This is a genomic window from Sporocytophaga myxococcoides DSM 11118 (assembly GCF_000426725.1).
Lineage (GTDB): Bacteria > Bacteroidota > Bacteroidia > Cytophagales > Cytophagaceae > Sporocytophaga > Sporocytophaga myxococcoides.
In genome coordinates this window covers 283,323-301,621 of the sequence record NZ_KE384560.1, presented here as the reverse complement: position 1 = coordinate 301,621, position 18,299 = coordinate 283,323, and the positions used below count along the sequence as shown (strand labels likewise).

Below are 18,299 nucleotides of genomic sequence, written 5' to 3'. Positions count from 1 at the left end.
ATTATATAAATGCTGAAGCGAAAGCTTCACATGCATAAATTTTAGGTAAGTTATCTTATATCAGCATAATTAATCCTGCTTGTAGAAGGAGCTATCACCGAAGGTTTCCCTCCTTTCAGCAATAGCCAAAAAGCAAAAGATATCTCTCCAAAAAAAGAAGGAATACCAACAACTGCTCTAAACAGCTTTTCATATTTTTTATAGTCAGGCAGAAGAAAGCTTGCAAATGAGTTGATCAGAAAACCGAAAGCTACTATCATAAATAAAATCCCCAGGATTCTTGGAACATAGCTTGACTTGAGAATTAAATAACCAAGTATGAATATATGAATGCCAAAAAAGACAAACCCGATTCGCCATCCATATTTAAATGCATCAAGATATAGCATTACCTGAGCATATACCTGACTTTTTTCAAACACCGCTGAGTAGTCACCATTCGTTAGGATATGCAAAATATTAATCTTATTAATCAGCACCACAGAAGATATAACCATATAAACCATTCTAAGCCAGGCTGCGAGTATAGCGAGGTTATTATTCACCTGTTTCAAAAAAACATAAAGTGCCCATGCTACTATCAAATCGCACACATAAATAACTATATGATGGCATATCTCCACCCGAAATAGCATTTCATTAGCTAGTATATTGTGCGCTGTTTTTACTGCATCACCTGGTACGATAAATCTTCTACGGACAATAGCTTCCACAATGATTGCTACTGCGAACATAACTAAATATGTACACCCTGCAATAATAGCTGCTTTTCGGAAAGATATCTCTTGTTTATTAATTGTCATTTTAAATGCTCTTATTTATATATAATAGTAAACTATTTTCTTAGTATTGATACTGAATTCTAAAATTTACTTGCTTTTGATCGGAATACATTAAGAGGATATTTCTTTTATCAATTACATCAGGACAACCTATCAAGAGGGAAAGATTCACTTTATCATTCCACTGGTATGTTGTTGTTAACATATGTAGAAAGGACGGATAATATACCAGCCATAGTGTCATCCAGTTAACAGACAGGTTTTCATTTAAGAACCTCTTGGTTATGTTCAGAGTCAAAGTGCTATAGTTCCTTGGAAAAATCTGTAAGTTATCGTTCCAGCCTACTATATGACTATTCGCACCTTCCAGGCTAGCATTGAACTTAGATCCACGAGAATAGTTCAACGCCAATGATGCATCTACCACATCTTTCTGCTCAATACTAATAGAGTTTTCCCTAACAGCATAAAAATTTCTAGGAGATTTCCACGCTACCTCACCCTTGAACAGGAATGCACCTTTTGCATGGTTCAGCGTCATTCCAACCAATTTACTTCGTTGCTTTCTCACAAAGAAGTCATTATCCATCAAATGCGCAGCCAAGATACTAACATCGCTATTGCCAATGGTCTTTTTCCATTTCATTCCATATTCAAAATCATTGCCATTTAATCTCCGCTTTGGTGCTTCGATATTTCCCAACATTTCAATGCCATATGCGCTTCCCGCTCTGGGATATTCATTATAAGCGGGAATTGGAATAAAAAAGAAAGCCCAATCTCCAATCTTTGAGAACTGGTCCACTGTTATCATTGGCTGACCAATCCGAGATTCCTCTGGAGACACAAAGAATAACTCTGAATAATTCCATGGACTAATAACATCAGTAATAGCTGTAAAATCAGACTCGCCCAAGACCAGGAGTTGAATCCCCGCTTTTATGCTGGTTCGACCAAAACTAGCTTGCATAAACGCTTCCCTGGTTCTTAATCTAAACCAAATGTCCTTATCTCTTGCTTCTGCCTGATGGTCGTTGCTCCAAAAGCCTAATAATTTTGAGTCATACTGAAAATACAATAAATTCTTAAAGAAAAACTTAGAGTATTCCAACCTAATTGCTGTCCGATTCTTTATAAATCTGGTCGGAGATTTAACTTTATAGGAAGCTTCATGCATTAATGTTAATCGCATTGGCGTGACAACATTCCTAGACCAAAAGGAGACAGAATCTGGCCCATCTCCTATTGGTTCAAAACTATATATCAATCCAGCATCTCCAGATGTTAAACTTGTATCATTTAATATCAAACTACTATCACCAGGAATCTGACCAACTACAACAGTGTATAGAAAACAGAATGAAATACTGAAAAAAATACTAGCTACCGACTTCAAAATTGATATATAAAATTAGGTCTAACAAAAAACTAAATATGGCTGCACTTTCCTATTTCATGTAGGTACGGAACTTGGCTAAGTTCTTTTCTCTGAATGCAAAGTCTGTAAGGCTTCTTTGAGTCAAAAATTCATCAGAAGCTTCCATATTATATGCAACTGATATCAATCTCAACTCAGTTACCCTTCTCGAAACAAGATTATTCATAGTGGTTACTCTCACTACCCAAACCTTGTCTATAAGCTCAACTCCTTTTCTGTTTAATTGCTTGCAGAGCTTTCCTCTATGATCATAAAGGTCTTCCTTCAAAATGAGTAATCTCTCTTTGTCAATCCATGATGTAATTTTTCCGTATTTGGTCTTTTTCACACGTAATGCGGTTGGTACTGATTCTATCACCCAAACCTTCCGGTTATCATAAGTTTCTTCTCCGATAAGTTTGTATGTATAGTCTTTAACTTTTCTACTGCTCATATCCTCAACGGAAAATTCAGACCCAAAGAAGCTTCCGCTTTCATCGCTATCTTCACTGCTAGACACCAGACGTTTAACTTTTCCAATTGCTGACAAATATAACCAGGTGTCATTGTCTTTTCCTGCCTCCAGATTCTCATAGGTCAACATACCAATACCTTTGTCCTTAGAAGGCTCCAGCACAACAGCAATGGATCTTGTTTCATTACCATAATGCTTTTGTGCGCTTTCCAGAACTGATATCCTAGGATTTTCAGAGCAGCTCAAGCTTCCTCCTTTTATTTCATATTTGCAAGTCGTTAATTTAATCTTGGTAACAGATGTCTTATACGATTCTCTGCTAACACTATCAACTCTACTGATAATTTTTAGTGCATCCTGTGTCGATGCAGGCACTAAAGCTGTAAGTCCAAAAATTGATAAAACGATTGCAATAATTATCTGAAATGATTTCATACTTTTTTATATTGATTTTAAGCACCGATTAATTCTTTATACTGCTCTTGGTTGGATTCGAACTTTGTTCCTTTCTTCTGGAAGTTTAATTTAAACACCATAATTAGTGCAGGAAGCAAAAACAGGTCACACAATAACCCCGCAAAGATGGCCAGAGAGCCAAATTTTCCCACGTTCGATGTTCCAGTACTTTCTGCAATGGACATTATACCAAAACCAAGCCCAAGAATTAAAGAAGTAAATACGATTGCCTGACCAGATTCTTTCATGGTATGCTTCAAGGCTCTCCTGATATTTCCATCCTTCAAAACCTCAAGGCGATATTGACTAATAAAAGTTGAAGTATCATCAACAGAAACTCCTATTATAACCGGGGCTAACATCATTGTAAAAAAATCCAGAGGAACTCCGAACCATCCCATTATACCAAAGGTCAATACTGAAGGAATTAAGTTTGGTATTATTGAAATTAAGCCTGCTTTGAGTGATCCAAAAACCAGCAATAAAATAATACTGATAACAAAAAGAGCTAAACCAAAACTTTTAAACTCATTTTGCGTGAGATAGTCAGCGGTTTTCATTGCCAAAGCAAATCCACCGGTAACAGAAACAAAAGTATCCGGATATTTCGTTTTGATTTTATTCACAGCCTCATGAATATCCTTTTGCATTTCATCAAAAACTCTGGTGTATTCATATGAGCCATAAGTATGCAATGTTATCGAGATATTTGCTTTTCTGTAATTATCATCAATCATCCTTCTGCGATCATCAGGATTAGCATTATTAAACAAGAATAGAGTTTGAGAAAGCTGTTTCTCGTCGGAAGGAATAATATATTTATCTGCCTGGCCTTGATTTAACTTTTGATACGAATCCTTTACAACATTAACTATAGACGAAGTCGTCACTACATACTTGGTATATTTCTTTTCAAACTTTTGTTGTAGTTCATCTATTACGTTCAATACTTGCGGGTCCTGAAGGCCGTCATCCTTGCCTAAGTCAAGATAGATTGCAATACGAGATGACCCAGACATTTTCTCATCAACAATTTTAACATTTTTATTCCATCTGGAATCTTCAGGGAAAGTATCAGTTAAGCTGGTATCCACTTTCACCATTGATGCCCCAATTATACAAATAACAAAGACTGACAAGAAAGAGATAATAGGAACGATTGGTCTTTTTTCTACAGCAGGAATAACTTTATCCAGTGATTTTTGCAAAGAGAGGGCAAAATTTGGAACAATACGACTAATAAAGCTAGGCTGTTTCTTGTCTGCCTTTTCAACCTTTGGAACCGGGGGCCACAAATCAAGCATTAAAGGAAGAAGGAAAATTGATAGAAACAAAGCAAGAAAAATCCCTAACGTTGACATCCATGCAAAATTCTGAATAGGAACCAGGTCTGAAATATTTAATGCCAATATACCTGCCATGTTTGTAATTGCAGTCATAAGCATAGGTGCTCCTGTGCTTTTATAAGTATGCCTAAGTGCAGAATTATGGTCATGATTCGTCTTACGATAAAACATGTAACCAGACATCAAGTGAACCGAATCAGCTATACCGACTGTAAGAATCAGCAAAACAGTGAGTATTAGAAAACTTGTAAATGGCAAACCCAGTAAAGCTGAAATACCAAGAGTCCAGATAGTAGTTAAGAAAACGATGAGCATTCCCCAAACAACGGCAGACAATGAACGGAACAGGAACCATAACAGAACTATTATGATCACAAATGCTGCCAAGTACAACATTCCCATTTCCGCCACCATTATGTTTTGATACTCTGATCCAGCAGTATTACCAACTGCATAATATTCCAGATGATCTGCATATTCAGGTTTGTCAATAATAGCTTTTATTGCATTATTCAAAGCGGTATAATCCGCCATGTCTGTTGGCTTAAAGCGTGGAGTTTCTTTTTTTGCCGAAACATTGTCTTTTAATTTTGAACCATCCATCACAATTTCCATATCAGTAGCAGCAACCTGATCCGCCGGCACATCAGAGTCTTCAGGTATGGCCCCAAAATCCGTTTCAATGTACATTCCACCGTATTTCAGATCCTTTGAAAAATACTGTAGAGGAAAGCTTCTTTGTGCTTCCGCAGTTTTTCTGATCTGATCTAGCTCTGCGGCTGATGTTGGGATTCTGCTACTTACCAAAGGTTTAGAAATAAGCATATCTTCTTCAACAGTTAACACAGGGGCATTAACTAGACTGTTGATTTTTACAATATGATCAAGTGCAGATTTTTCTCCATCCTTTAATTTTGACCTGTAATCAAGAAGCTCCTCACGAATTCCTCTTATCGCTTCCAACGATTTGCGAGAAAACACATTTCCATCTTTAGGCTTATAAACTATATAAACTCCATCTTCACTTCCAAACTGAGCGTGATATTCATTAAATGCGACATATACAGGATCGTTCTTTGCAAACCATCCTTCAATTGTAAGATCAAATTTGGACTTCTGCATTCCAAAGAAACATGCTACAGTAGCACCAATGAAAAACAGTGAGAAGAGGAGCTTCCTTTTCCGAACCTGATCTGGAAGATTGGCAAAGTACTCCGAAATGGAGTTAGTGATTCTTTTCATAAATTTTATGATTGATTAAATTATTGTCAAAAATTAATATGGAATGGTTAGCTAGCACACGAAGACAAAATCTTTTGATTTAGACTGTGACCTATTTATTGAATTACTTTCCAAAGAGGTCTTTAATTCTATCTCTTACTTCAGGTTGAAGGAATGTTATCTCATGCATTGCCTCCTCCTGTTCGATAACTTTTGGAAGGCCGGCCCGAAGGTCTGCAACCAAATGATCCTTTAAAGTAACAAGTGACACCCTTGGTTTTTCAGCAATAGTCTTTGCCAACTCCAAAGCATATTCCATTACTTGTTCCCGTGGAAGTACAGGAAAAGGAATACCTCTCTTCTGTAACTCTTCTCCTCTATAGGTTTTAGCAGACAGCATCATTTCTTCTGCTAAACTTATACCAAGCTTTTTAGGCAGGATGAAAGTTGATCCCATACCTGGCGTAAAGCCATATTTCATAAAGTTGGTAGTATAAATACTCTCCCTGCTTAGAATCACAAAATCAGCAAACATTCCCATTACAAAACCTCCGCCTATTCCATGTCCTTGCATTGCTGAAATTACGGGAATAGGGCAATTCAAAGCCAGACTGTAAAGATCAATATCCGTAAACCTTGCCTTTCCGTCAGAAATTTCAAGCAACCCCTCCTTGGTTCCTCCGCTGGCAAAGTAACTTTCATAACCTGTTAGTATTACTACTTTGTATTGAGTTTGGGTTTTGATAGTTTCAAAAGCTTGAATCAGTCCTTCAGCCAAAGGAACAGAGAACATATTCTTGCTTTCCTTATCCTGCATTCTGATCTGGATAATTCCAGCACTTATCTCTTTAAGTTCAATAACCTCCTCTGACATAATTAAGCTCCTTCCCAGGGAAATTTCCCAGTTTTTACGTACCGTGAAATTTTCTCAAGGTTATTGTGATCTGAGAAGACTTCTATATTAGCATCAAATGCCTTTTGCTTTGACCTCAAAAGATCTTCATCCAAGGATCCAATATACTTCTTGTAGCGTGCAACTCCTTCCTTAGATAATCGTCTAAGTCTCAACAAATGCTTCCTCAACAAATTTTCACTACTCTCTTCATAAGCATCCACTAAGCCCCATTCATGAGCTTGTTTGGCTGTGATAGGGGAGGTCATTAATGTCATATAATTCGCTTTGGAAAATCCCATTCGACGAATCAGAAATGGCAATACACATGCTGGCATTAATCCGAAAAGCAGTTCAGACAAACTGAATACTGCCTTTTCTTCACATAATACTATATCACTGGCTGCAACAAATCCAATCCCGCCTGCATTGGCCTTTCCCCGTACATGAGCAATTGTAATATAAGGCCCGGAAGTCATTTGTAACCATAGATTATACAAAGGCTCTGGATCTTGTTCATGATGTTGAGTTTGACTTTCCATGCTTTTCTGAATCCCTTTAAAATCTGCACCAAAGCAAAAAACTTCCGGCAAACCTTCTATTACCACAATTTTAACTTCATTTTCACATTGACCCAGCACTTCGGAAAACTCTTCAATAAGGCCATCATTAATAGTATTATTCGCATCTGGGCGATACATCTGTATATAACAAATGTCGTCTTCGAACCTTGCCTTTATGTTTTTATAAGGCTTTGCACTGACTAAGACACCCATTCGTATATCCTTTTAAATTCTTTTATCTCTTTTAAGAATAAAGTTTCTTTACCCATTGCCTTTCTTGCTTGAGGAATGAAACTACTATCCAAAGTCACATTACGTGTGCCAAACTTAAGTGCATTACTTCCTCTGAGAAGGTTTTCATATTCCTCCATCGTCAGCTCATATCTTTTATCTAATTGCTCTCTGATATTAAGAGCCCTTATACGTAGCTGCCCTTCTTTTCTTGCAACACCACTAAAAAACTCCGAACAACATCCTGAACCATAAGAAAAACAACCAATCCTCTGAGGTGCATCCAGGTTAGCATTGTCTATTGTGCTTGCTAAAGACAACATTGCGGTAGCTCCCATGATATTGCCCACACGTTGACAATAAGTAAGTCCGGGAATTACTCTACGATTGAAATCCTCTTCGATATCCTTCGGCTTAGCCTGAACCATTTTACGCATTAAGTTACGATGGGCACCTTTGATCATACCTCCAAATGGGGTGTGGAAAGACAAGTAGCCGAATGTTTTGGCATAGTCTGCACCCTTAACACGTTTTTGATATTCGATAAAAGAATTTTCACAACAGTCAAGGTAAGACAGCAATGACAAATCCGAATCAGCAGCTTCTGAATCTGCGGATGGTCTGCATGTATCCATAACTTCGTAACCATAGTAGCCATTAGCTCCAACATCAATCTGAAACACATGTGGCTTTTCACTGATTAATACTGCTACCGCTCCTGCACCATTACTTGGCTCTGCAAATGACCAATCCTGAGATAGGGCATCACCTCCATCTTCAATCATAAAACGGGAAATGTCAGTGGCAATCAGTAATGCCTTTGCTCCTGGTGAAGTTTGGGATAAGATAAAATTGATTGCCATCTGCAATCCGGCTACACCAGAATAGCAAGCATTTTTAAGTTCAACCAAACGACAATTACGATTTAAGCCTAAGTAATGATGAATGTATGTACTCATTGACTTTGCAAAATCGAAGGACGACTCAGTAGATGTAATAACCAACTCTATACGATCCTTCTCTTCCGGACTTAATGCATCAATCAAAGGTTTGGCAGCATTTACTCCGAAGGTGATAGGATCTTCATAAGGCAGTGCAACCGTCTTCTCTTTCATCATAAGGTTATTAAACCGAGTCATATCCAACTTACGATATTCGGCAAGCTTTTCTACGTCCAAATAGGAGGTACCAGCGAAAACATTAATCGCTTCAATTCCGACTATACTCATATATTTATTTATGGTAAATTTTTATAAAACTATTATATGTATTAATAGTATATAGTATGTATGCTATATACCTGTACTGACTGGGTATTTATAAAATATGCTTTTATGAAAATAGAAGTTATTAATAGCTGTTAAAAGACTTCTTTTCAATATTGCCTTAAGGCAATTATATTCGTACTCAAAAAAACTATCTCTGTAAGAGTTAGTAAAAATAATTATCAGGAATTGAACTACAAAACAGATACGAGATTTTAATATGAAGATATCGTCAAATTTCTCCAGTAATATTATAGTCTCTTATTTATATCATGCTTCCTGCATTGAAAAAGATTTATTCTTCAAGGAAGATTTTATCCAGGAATCTAATATGGATTGACGTGTCCGTGCATCATTCCCCAAAGAATGGTGTAACTGAATTGTAATTCCCATACGTCCATGTGTTGTCATACATGCAGCACCAATTGGATACATATATGGAACATTTGGACAAACCAGCCAATGGCCACTACCAGGTATATCCCATACACCGACATTTGAGAATGTGCCTGTCCAGCTCTCTCCTTGTTGTTTTCTATCGACTAAATATTTACGCATTTTCTCCTGCCCCATCATAGATCCACCTTGAATCCCAAACCAGGCGCCCCAGTGATAGCCTCTTTTCATTAAGCCAACTATTTTTTCATGAAGCTGCTTTATGGAAAAATTGTGATCAATATCCACAGCCAAGAAAGATGTATGGATTAATTCGGCAGAACGTTCTACACCACCGCGAACATTTACTGGAACAGACCAACGTCTACTTGCTGAAGGGGGCATCAGTTGAGCCGAAACTACAGCATCTAAATGATACAATAAATAAGAATTCACTGTTACACCTGCAGTCCTAGCAGCAAACTTTATTTCATCTGTCTCTTCTTTTGTAAATAAATACCAAGAGATACGTTCATGAACAGGAAGCGCAGTATGTTTTGCATTTGGATCAATCTTAAGCCACTTTTGCTTTCTGACAGCCGCTGTAGGCAGATATGCCATCATTCCACGCAGCTTGCGGAAAAAAGTATATTTATCATCCTTCAAAGTTGGAACCTGATCCACTTTTAAACCTTGAGCTCTCATCAGATAAGCCAAACCTCCTACTCCGTCATAATCATAGTGCGGTAACTCTGTCCATTCAGGTTGTGCGGAACCTTCTTTAATCTGTCCGAAAATTCCTGAAACATCTTCGCCACAGTCTTCCATGGCTCGAAACCATTCACCTGGCCAATCAATATTCTTTTTCATTTTTCTCCTCCTATTTTTATAGTTATATATTATTCTTCTTTATTAAACATCTACTTTGAATAGACCTATAAATCCATTTTCAAATACAATTCTATCAGCGTATGAAATAATCCTGATGCGAAACAGTAATTACTACGTTTCCCTTTGCATGTTCTTTATCCACATATCTATGAGCTTCTGCCAACTGTTCTAATGGATAACATCTATCAATAACCGGTTTAAATTTTCCCTTTTCAACAAGCTCTTTGAGTAGGAGAAAATCTTCTGTAAGTATTTTTGCAGTACCTGAAGAAAACACTGATACATATTTCCCATCTGGTTTAAGCAATTTCTTACTTTTCTTAAAAGTGATTTTTCCAACTGCATCAAAGATGATATCATAAAGTTCGTTGCTATCGGTATAATCTTTTTTTGTATAATCAATCACAGCATCTGTTCCGAGGGATTTCACCAACTCTATATTTGAAGTACTGCAGACACCGGTAACTTCCGCACCAAAATATTTGGCAAGCTGAACTGCTGAAGTACCAATTGCTCCGGACGCACCGTAAATAAGCACCTTATGTCCCTTCTTTATACCGCCTTTTCTTTTGAGGAAATGTAAAGCATTCGAACCTCCATAAGGCACAGCAATAGCTTCTTCGTAAGACACATTCGTTGGTTTTAATGCCATAACACATTTTTCAGGAAGATTGACATACTGCGCATAGGCTCCTAATCGAGACCCAGTGCGCGCATATATCTGATCACCTTTTTGAAATTGAGACACATCTTTTCCTACTGATTCAATTTCTCCAGCCACATACAAACCGAGTATAGGTTTTCTTGGCTTTGTGAAACCAAACATCAATCTTATCAGGATCTTCGCTGCAGGGAAAGGGACATTTAAACCTCTGATTCTCCTGTCTGGTGCGGTTATAGGTGTTGCATAAATTTTTATTAGAACTTCATCATTTTTAGGCACAGGTTTTTCAACCTCTTTAAGCTGAAGGACCTCTGGAGGTCCATATTTTGTGCAAACCATTGCTCTCATAGCGGTACTTTAAGATTTATCAAACTTGTTTAAAAATAAAAAATAAATAACGTCAAAATATTTAAAGCTTTCCCAAAGCTCTGACATAAAAATTTGTTAATCTCACTAAGGGATCTCCTCCTTCATTCAGTAATTGAATATTAAACTTTTTAACTCCCGCCTTTGCTTGTTTCTCTTTATCCGCATCTTCAACATAAGCATAGCAGATCTGCGACATAGGACGAATTATTTCCAATTCATCAATTGCAAAAGGAAGATAAGGAGTTGTAGGTTCTGATCCTCCTAGTAAACCGGCGACTGTCTGTAAGGCGCCATCAAGCAAGGAAGGATGAAGGATGAATTGATCAAAATCAGATTTTAAATAATCTGCTATCTTCAATTTAGATAAGGCATATGAATCATTGATGTAAAATTCCTGAATGGTTTGAAAACCCAAACCGTAATTAAAACCAGCATTAGTAAATAAATTATAGAGATTTGTACCGTTCTGTGGTTTTGCACATTTTTCTTTCAGTGCCTTTATTGAGATTGTCTTCTCGGCAGTCTCTGAATGGCCAATACCATTTTTGAAAAACAACTTTCCTTCTGAATGAAGTACTCTTTCATTATCATCATTCAATGACACAATCTGATATTCTGTTCCTCTTCCGTTTGGTTTTAATATCGTTTGAACCAATTGAGGTCCTGTTTTAAAGCTTAATGGATTTGCCCAAACAATATCTGTAATCTTAGACACCTTTTGCTCACCTGCTATATTTCCAGAAATACCGGCCATTTCAAGAAAACCAGAACCTGGAAAGATCTTTTCATTATGCACCTGATGATCCATCGCATAGAATTCCTTATCAGACAATAATGAACTAAAGCTCACTTCTCTCAATGTTGAAGAGTTATATGATACCAAAGGGTGCATATTAACATTTCCATTTCCTTGAACAGAAGCATTTTTCTTTGCAGAAGTATTTACATCTGAAACCCAATAACGCTCTTTAGCAAAAGGATATGTGGGTAATGCAATTCTATTCGGCTTATTTGTTGCATATAAACTTTCCCAGTCAACATCAATTCCAGCAATCCACAATTCTGCTATCTTAGCAAGGTCATTTGATTTAACAATCTTTTGAAGATCTTCATTGTTGGTCGATTTCTTTCTCCCTTCACGAGGGTCATACTTACCTTGATAAATACTACCAGAAGGTTTATGCTGCCTCCAGTCCTTTAATCGCTCCATCAATTCCCTCCTGTCCGAGACAACGATTGCCAGTCGCTCTTGCATAGCTTCACGACCAACTTGTAGTGAATAGGAGAGATCTGAAAGATTTACATTCTTTTCCTTGCCCACAAAAGTCAGAAGGCGATTGACAGATTCACGAAGGCGATCTTCATTTTTTGCAGAAAGTATTACAAGATATGATCCTACCTCATTTACATTTTCCTTTTCATCAGACTTTTCATATTCCTCTAAAATCATACATGCATTCACGCCTCCTGCTCCGAATGAGTTAATAATCGCCCTTCTCGGATAATCAGGGGATGATTCCCATGCCGTTAATTTATGTTCAAGATAAAAAGGAGATTCTTTGAATTCGATATTTGGATTTACTTCTTCTGAATGGATGGTAGGAACAATCTGCTTGTGTTTCATTTGCAATAAAATTTTTGCTACACCTGCAATTCCAGCAGCAGACTCAGGGTGGCCAATATTCGCTTTCACCGAACCTATAGGACAGAACTGTTTTTTCTTTGTTTGTTTATTAAACGCATTGGTTAAAGCAACAATTTCGAGGCTATCACCTAATTGAGTACCTGTTCCATGCCCCTCAATATATCCAATAGTTTCAGGATGAATTTGTGACTTTCTAAGTGTATGTTCAATCAGGTTTGCTTGTGAATTCGGATTTGGAGCAGAATAGCCATTTGATCTTCCTCCATGGTCAAATGCACTGCCAGCCACTACTGCATAGATATGATCTTTATCTGCAATAGCTTTGCTAAGTGGTTTAAGTATTACAGACCCAACTCCTTCTCCAGGAACAAAGCCATCATCACCGGCACCATAACTGCGACACTTACCTTCCAGAGAAACCATTCTTCTTTTGCAGAAGGAGTGATATTTGGATGGATGCAAATATAGATTAACTCCTCCGGCCACAGCGACCTGACACTCCCGCTTCTTGAGACTTTCACACGCAAGATGGATTGCAACCAGTGAAGAAGAGCATGCAGTATCAATAGGCATGCTTGGACCTTGGAAGTCGAATATATATGAGACACGGTTTGCTATAGACCAAGGCTGAGCGCTGGGAACAACATTCCCACTGCTCCATTCCTCAGCTGCCAGTAAACTATAGGAATTGGTAGTAACACCCACAAAAACTCCCACATCAGCACTCTTTGCTTTAGGATGGCGTTTTTTCAAACTATCCTTGCTGTATCCTGCGTCTTCAATTGCCCCCCAAACTGACTGTAAGAAAAGACGCTCCTGAGGATCCATTATCCTCGCTTCTTCAGGAGAAATATTGAAGAATTGAGGATCGAATTTGTCGACATCATTTACGAAGCCTCCCCATTTACAATATATCTTTCCCTCAGCAGCCTTCTCAGGATCCTGATGATAGAACTGTTCATAATCCCAACGACTGGCAGGAACAAGATCGATCAAATCTTTTCCCTGTTTCAGATTTTCCCAGTACCTATTTAAATCTTCCGATTGAGGGTAATAACCATGAATTCCAATAATTGCAATCTGCTCATTACTTCCATACTCGTGCTTTATCTGAATGTCCTTTTCTCCTTCAAAATCAACTTCACTATCCTCAACAGTTTGAATCTCTTCTTCTGAATACCCTAGATTAAAAAACTGAACTAAAGCCTTACCTGCTTCTCGTGTCAGGTATCCTGCTAATTCTTCTATTGTTGAATATTCATAGAACAATGTCTTGGACAAGGCACCTAAATCTTTTTCTAATGTTACATTAAAGCGACTAACGATAATCGAATCAATACCAAAAGATTCAAACCGTTCCTGGGAATCAATCTTCTCGGGAGAAAGCTTAATTTCAGCACCTACTAAAGCTTTCAGATATGCTTCCGTTTTTTCCAAAAGAATTGCTGGATCAATAGTGCTAGTCAAGATTTTGGTGCTTTGACCTTGCTGCTTTGATTCCTGACCTGAATAAACATTAACCCTTGATGGATATCCGTAAAAAGCTATGCCTTGGGTCAGATGTGATTGTAAGAATTCCTCCAAATATTGAATACCAACATTGGTAGGGATCGGACAAACTCCCGTTACTTTCTTTGCTATGGCAAGTTCATCCAGAGAAAGAACCATTCCTCCCTCTTCCCAAAAAGGCCAGTTAATTGAAAGGGTCTTGCCAAAACGCTTTTGTTGCTTCTTCTTGCTTTCTCTCAATTCAGCAAATGAATCTAAAAAGTGATTTCCATAAGCATATTCACATTGCCCTAAATTACCCATCACTCCTGCAATTGAAGAAAACAAAATAAACACATCTAAATTTTCATCTGTCGTCGCCTGATCTAAATTAAGTGTTCCATAAATTTTAGGTGCTAACACCTTTTCAATTTCTTCTTTTGTTTTCTTTAGTATAAAAGAATCTTTATTGACGCCTGCCGAATGGATCACACCATTTATCTGAGAAAACTGAAGCTTTGCTTTATGAACAACGGCTTCCATATCTTCCAACTTAGAGGCATCAGCTTGCAAATAAATAACTTCTGCATTATAGGCCTTTAATTGATTTACCTTTGCTTCCTGTTCTGCTTTTAGCGCAGATCTTCCGAAAAGGACCAATTTACACTGATAGTTTTTAGCTAAGTATTCGCTGATAATATACCCTAAGCCTCCTAAAGCTCCTGATATGATGTAGACGCCACCTTGCTTGAAAGGCAATGTTGCTAATTTATTTGAAACTGGGGTATAGCTCGTCAATTCTCTGACATTTCTGATATATTTTCCGCTATCATGTTTATATCTGACTTCATTTTTATTCCAAAGTTCTTCGCTAAACTCATCCAGAATAATATTGATTTTGCTTTCAATTGAGATCTCAGGATTTGCGGAATTACTCTGAACTTCAACTACCTTGGTAAGATACTTTGGATTCTCTAAAGTGAGTGTTTTGAAGAAAGCAGCAATTGCCGCACTTTGTGGAACTGTTATACTTCCGTTTGTCGAGAAGATTGATAAAATTTTAACGGACTGTTGATTTTTCTGATTAAGCAGAGCTTTGCAGAGATAAAAGAGCGTATAAAAACTATCATTCACCTGACTATCTTTCTCAAGATGCTCAATTGTTAATCCATGGTATACAATTTGCCGAGGAAGCTGATTCCTCTCTTTTAGAGTATCAACTAGTTGATTGTATTGACCTTCATTGTCTTGGTTAATGGTAAAAACATTAGATTCATGTTCCTGATATTCATCTCCCAATTTTACCAGTATGAAGGATTTATCCGCAATGCTTCCCTTCAGCTTTCCTATTGCTGCATTGTATAAGTCATCTGAAGTGTCAATAACCAGGGTCGGACCTTCTGCAAATGATTTATTTGTCTCTGATTGAAGTGATATCGGACTTTTCTTCCATTCAGGATAAAAATACATTTTCTGAATTTTTTCCTCAACTTCCTGCAAAGCCTTGTTTTTAGGTTTCATCTCATTGACTTTCTCCTGGCTTACAGGAGAAGCATTTACAGATACTTCAACCCAATACTTTTCCTTTGCAAAAGGATAGGTAGGCAGACTGACACGCTGAGGTTTATTATTCCCATAAAGCTTACTCCAGTCAAGCTCCAGACCTTTTACCCATAAATCAACAAGCTTAGAAAGGTTTTTATCACTTATCCATTTATCAACTATCTTTTGTAAATCTGCATCAGTACCATATATAGTCAAGTGATCCTTATCACGTGTTACCTGTCCTTTGTAAATATTTTCAAAATTAGGCTTATCCGAAATATAATTGTGAAGCTTCTCAGATAACTGATCCAGTGAACTGACAACAAACCCTAAACGCTCCTTCATCTCGTCTCTGCCCACTTGCAAAGTATAGGCCATGTCTACAAGATCGATAGATTCTTTATTTTTAAGAATATAATCTGCTAGATCTTGAGCTCGTTGTTTTAGTTGTGTAGAAGTTCTTGCAGATAAAGGAATGATGACTCCCCCATTGCTAATAATACCAGAAAGAGTTCCCTTTTTCTTTGGCTTTTGAAGATACTCTTCGATAACTAAGTGCGAATTGGTTCCACTAAATCCGAAAGAGCTTACACTAGCTCTGCGCAAGGGATAAGCAGAATTCACTTTCCAGTCCTGTTTTTCTCTGGAAATGAAGAATGGAGAATTCTTAAAATCAAATATGGTATTCTCTTTTACAACATTTAAGCTAGGCACCAATGTTCTATGCTTCAGCGACAGCAATACTTTCTGCACACTTGCAACTCCAGCCGCACCTGATGTGTGTCCAACATTGCTTTTTACTGATCCTAAAGCACAGAAATTCTTCTTCGAGGTTTTCTCCTTAAATACAGTAGAAAGTGCTTCCAGTTCAATCGGATCGCCTAACTTAGTTCCAGTACCATGAGTCTCTATATAACTAATGGTTTCAGGATTAATTTTATACTTAGAATAAATTTCTCTCTCTAACTCAGTTTGGCTGTTAACACTTGGAGCTGTAATACCATTTGTTTTGCCATCCTGATTAATGCCCGATCCCAGAATAACACCATATATATGATCATTATCTCTCTGAGCATCCTCTAATCTTTTAAGCACAACAGCTCCAACACCTTCTCCTGGCACAAATCCATTGGCAGAGTCATCGAAAGTCTTGCATTGACCTTCAGGGGAGAGCATGCCAGCCTGACACATTCCAATATAAGCTTCAGGAATTAAGTATAAGCTTACGCCTCCGGCAAGCGCCATATCTATTTCACCATTTAACAATGCCTGGCAAGCAACGTGCATTCCAACCAATGAAGAAGAGCACGCAGTATCAATCGGAACAGCCGGGCCTTTCAAATTTAAAAAGTAAGCAAGACGTGCAGCACCTATTGCAAAGCTGTTTCCGGTTATATTTACGGATGAGGAATTATTTTTCGCAATGAGGTAACTATACTCATTACTCATTATCCCCAAGTAAACTCCGCACTTTTTATTACTTAATGTTGCACCTGAATAACCTGCATCTTCAAATGCCTTATAACCTTCCTCCAAAAACAAACGATGTTGTGGGTCCATGGCTTCAGCCTCTGAAGGTGAAATCTGGAAAAATAATGGATCAAAACACTCAACATCATCCAGCATCCCCATCCACTTGCAATACATTTTACCCTTTTGCTTTGGATCCGCGTCATAATATTGTTTGATATCCCAACGTGAGGAAGGAACTTCAATAATAGAGTTTTTACCCTGAGCCAGATTTTCCCAATACTGATCTAAGTTCTTTGCCTGCGGATACCTACCTGACATACCTATAATAGCTATTTTATCATTAGTAACCACATTGGTACTTTCAACAACTTGTGTAGGACGAGCTTTCCTGGTCAGATTAGGAAATGAACTTGTCAATGGGACAGACACCTTAGAAACAGGAGTCTGAATTACTGGTTGGCTAAGAGTAATTTCTTTTATAGAAGTAACCGAAACATTTCCCAACTCTTTTGCTAAAAACAACGTAAGCTCCTTTATGGTTGAATAGTCATAAATCTTTGTAGAAGATACTTCCAACCCCAAGGTTTTATTAATAAACTTAATCCATTCAACTCCTACTATGGAATCAAGACCCATATCAATAAATGACTTATTAACATCCACTTCTGATGGTTTTAAATACAGTGCATCAGCCAAACTTTTAACCAAGACTTCCTGGATATGGTCATTAGTATATACAAGGCCTTGTCCGATTGAGTCACTTGAGGGGTTTGAATATAAATTTGCTGAAGCGGCTAATGTCTTCAAATCTGAAATACTATTGGCCGGTAAAGAAGATAATGTACTAACAGGAGCAACTATTACATTTTCTAGTTCTTTCGATACATACAAGGATAGTTCCTTGATAGTAGCATAATCGTAAATCTTTGTGGAAGATATTTCAAGGCCAAAGGTCTTATTAATAAACTTTATCCATTCTACTCCTACTATGGAATCAAGACCAAGATCTATAAAAGATTTATCAATATCTATTTCTGATGGACTCAAATAAAGCGCCTCAGCCAAGCTGGTAACCAACGCTTGCTGAATTTGCTCTTTAGTATAAAAAAGTTCTTTTTCTTTTATGGAATTTAACATGGTTGTGGAATACGATATAAGATGGAATACTCTGTTTTGGTTTCACCAGCAATCATATGCTTGG

General features: G+C 37.5%; 10 protein-coding genes. All 10 read right to left on the bottom strand.

The annotated features are described in order from the left end of the window. Window positions 1-50: 50 nt before the first annotated feature. Window positions 51-803, bottom strand: coding sequence for a DUF4386 domain-containing protein (locus K350_RS29610; RefSeq protein WP_051313372.1), 753 nt, complete (start codon window positions 801-803; stop codon window positions 51-53). Between the two features lie 40 nt (window positions 804-843). Then, a complete protein-coding gene (locus K350_RS0119415) occupies window positions 844-2,178 on the bottom strand; it encodes a hypothetical protein (RefSeq protein WP_028981310.1) in 1,335 nt (444 codons plus the stop codon). 52 nt (window positions 2,179-2,230) lie between these two features. Beyond that, complete coding sequence (locus K350_RS0119410; protein WP_028981309.1) at window positions 2,231-3,109, bottom strand: outer membrane lipoprotein-sorting protein; 879 nt, start codon at window positions 3,107-3,109, stop codon at window positions 2,231-2,233. Window positions 3,110-3,126: 17 nt separating this feature from the next. Further along, a complete protein-coding gene (locus K350_RS0119405; RefSeq protein WP_028981308.1) occupies window positions 3,127-5,718 on the bottom strand; it encodes an efflux RND transporter permease subunit in 2,592 nt (863 codons plus the stop codon). A 103-nt stretch (window positions 5,719-5,821) separates the two neighbouring features. After that, entirely contained in the window at window positions 5,822-6,571 is a 750-nt protein-coding gene (locus tag K350_RS0119400; RefSeq protein WP_028981307.1) for a polyketide synthase, read from the bottom strand. 2 nt (window positions 6,572-6,573) lie between these two features. Then, on the bottom strand, window positions 6,574-7,365 hold the full coding sequence (locus tag K350_RS0119395; RefSeq protein ID WP_028981306.1) for an enoyl-CoA hydratase/isomerase: 792 nt from the start codon (window positions 7,363-7,365) through the stop codon (window positions 6,574-6,576). Then, on the bottom strand, window positions 7,353-8,612 hold the full coding sequence (locus K350_RS29605) for a hydroxymethylglutaryl-CoA synthase family protein (RefSeq protein ID WP_037576445.1): 1,260 nt from the start codon (window positions 8,610-8,612) through the stop codon (window positions 7,353-7,355). The genes K350_RS0119395 and K350_RS29605 overlap by 13 nt, the downstream gene beginning before the upstream one ends. A 306-nt stretch (window positions 8,613-8,918) precedes the next feature. Continuing rightward, window positions 8,919-9,851: a hypothetical protein gene (locus tag K350_RS0119375; RefSeq protein WP_156027104.1), complete on the bottom strand. Its 933-nt coding sequence runs from the start codon at window positions 9,849-9,851 to the stop codon at window positions 8,919-8,921. 136 nt (window positions 9,852-9,987) lie between these two features. Next, window positions 9,988-10,926, bottom strand: coding sequence for an NAD(P)-dependent alcohol dehydrogenase (locus tag K350_RS0119370; protein ID WP_028981304.1), 939 nt, complete (start codon window positions 10,924-10,926; stop codon window positions 9,988-9,990). A 61-nt stretch (window positions 10,927-10,987) separates the two neighbouring features. After that, a complete protein-coding gene (locus K350_RS0119365; protein ID WP_037576442.1) occupies window positions 10,988-18,235 on the bottom strand; it encodes an SDR family NAD(P)-dependent oxidoreductase in 7,248 nt (2,415 codons plus the stop codon). Window positions 18,236-18,299: the final 64 nt, after the last annotated feature.

Excerpts from the sequence above, each read along its gene's own strand:
- K350_RS29605 (WP_037576445.1), bottom strand. The coding sequence starts at position 8,612 with ATGAGTATAGTCGGAATTGAAGCGATTAATGTTTTCGCTGGTACCTCC.
- K350_RS29610 (WP_051313372.1), bottom strand. The coding sequence starts at position 803 with ATGACAATTAATAAACAAGAGATATCTTTCCGAAAAGCAGCTATTATT.
- K350_RS0119410 (WP_028981309.1), bottom strand. The coding sequence starts at position 3,109 with ATGAAATCATTTCAGATAATTATTGCAATCGTTTTATCAATTTTTGGA.
- K350_RS0119365 (WP_037576442.1), bottom strand. The coding sequence starts at position 18,235 with ATGTTAAATTCCATAAAAGAAAAAGAACTTTTTTATACTAAAGAGCAA.
- K350_RS0119400 (WP_028981307.1), bottom strand. The coding sequence starts at position 6,571 with ATGTCAGAGGAGGTTATTGAACTTAAAGAGATAAGTGCTGGAATTATC.
- K350_RS0119405 (WP_028981308.1), bottom strand. The coding sequence starts at position 5,718 with ATGAAAAGAATCACTAACTCCATTTCGGAGTACTTTGCCAATCTTCCA.
- K350_RS0119370 (WP_028981304.1), bottom strand. The coding sequence starts at position 10,926 with ATGAGAGCAATGGTTTGCACAAAATATGGACCTCCAGAGGTCCTTCAG.
- K350_RS0119375 (WP_156027104.1), bottom strand. The coding sequence starts at position 9,851 with ATGGAAGACTGTGGCGAAGATGTTTCAGGAATTTTCGGACAGATTAAA.
- K350_RS0119395 (WP_028981306.1), bottom strand. The coding sequence starts at position 7,365 with ATGGGTGTCTTAGTCAGTGCAAAGCCTTATAAAAACATAAAGGCAAGG.